Origin of the sequence: Buttiauxella cochleicola, from assembly GCF_021282435.1 — a bacterium.
Lineage (GTDB): Bacteria > Pseudomonadota > Gammaproteobacteria > Enterobacterales > Enterobacteriaceae > Buttiauxella > Buttiauxella massiliensis.
Genome location: NZ_JAJSOT010000023.1, coordinates 1 through 1,497 on the forward strand (window position 1 = coordinate 1; position 1,497 = coordinate 1,497).

Sequence of the window (1,497 nt, forward strand, 5' to 3'; positions counted from 1 at the left end):
CTGGGTGACGAGCGGCGGACGGGTGAGTAATGTCTGGGAAACTGCCTGATGGAGGGGGATAACTACTGGAAACGGTAGCTAATACCGCATAACGTCTTCGGACCAAAGAGGGGGACCTTCGGGCCTCTTGCCATCAGATGTGCCCAGATGGGATTAGCTAGTAGGTGAGGTAATGGCTCACCTAGGCGACGATCCCTAGCTGGTCTGAGAGGATGACCAGCCACACTGGAACTGAGACACGGTCCAGACTCCTACGGGAGGCAGCAGTGGGGAATATTGCACAATGGGCGCAAGCCTGATGCAGCCATGCCGCGTGTATGAAGAAGGCCTTCGGGTTGTAAAGTACTTTCAGCGAGGAGGAAGGCATTGTGGTTAATAACCGCAGTGATTGACGTTACTCGCAGAAGAAGCACCGGCTAACTCCGTGCCAGCAGCCGCGGTAATACGGAGGGTGCAAGCGTTAATCGGAATTACTGGGCGTAAAGCGCACGCAGGCGGTCTGTCAAGTCGGATGTGAAATCCCCGGGCTCAACCTGGGAACTGCATTCGAAACTGGCAGGCTAGAGTCTTGTAGAGGGGGGTAGAATTCCAGGTGTAGCGGTGAAATGCGTAGAGATCTGGAGGAATACCGGTGGCGAAGGCGGCCCCCTGGACAAAGACTGACGCTCAGGTGCGAAAGCGTGGGGAGCAAACAGGATTAGATACCCTGGTAGTCCACGCCGTAAACGATGTCGACTTGGAGGTTGTTCCCTTGAGGAGTGGCTTCCGGAGCTAACGCGTTAAGTCGACCGCCTGGGGAGTACGGCCGCAAGGTTAAAACTCAAATGAATTGACGGGGGCCCGCACAAGCGGTGGAGCATGTGGTTTAATTCGATGCAACGCGAAGAACCTTACCTACTCTTGACATCCAGAGAATTTGCTAGAGATAGCTTAGTGCCTTCGGGAACTCTGAGACAGGTGCTGCATGGCTGTCGTCAGCTCGTGTTGTGAAATGTTGGGTTAAGTCCCGCAACGAGCGCAACCCTTATCCTTTGTTGCCAGCGGTTCGGCCGGGAACTCAAAGGAGACTGCCAGTGATAAACTGGAGGAAGGTGGGGATGACGTCAAGTCATCATGGCCCTTACGAGTAGGGCTACACACGTGCTACAATGGCGCATACAAAGAGAAGCGACCTCGCGAGAGCAAGCGGACCTCATAAAGTGCGTCGTAGTCCGGATCGGAGTCTGCAACTCGACTCCGTGAAGTCGGAATCGCTAGTAATCGTAGATCAGAATGCTACGGTGAATACGTTCCCGGGCCTTGTACACACCGCCCGTCACACCATGGGAGTGGGTTGCAAAAGAAGTAGGTAGCTTAACCTTCGGGAGGGCGCTTACCACTTTGTGATTCATGACTGGGGTGAAGTCGTAACAAGGTAACCGTAGGGGAACCTGCGGTTGGATCACCTCCTTACCTAATAGATACGAACTTGCGTAGTGCTCACACAGATTGTCTGAT

General features: G+C 54.1%; 1 rRNA gene. It reads left to right on the forward strand.

The window, feature by feature from the left end:
- A 16S ribosomal RNA gene (locus tag LVQ77_RS22220) occupies positions 1-1,452 on the forward strand; the annotation flags it as partial.
- Positions 1,453-1,497 lie beyond the last annotated feature (45 nt).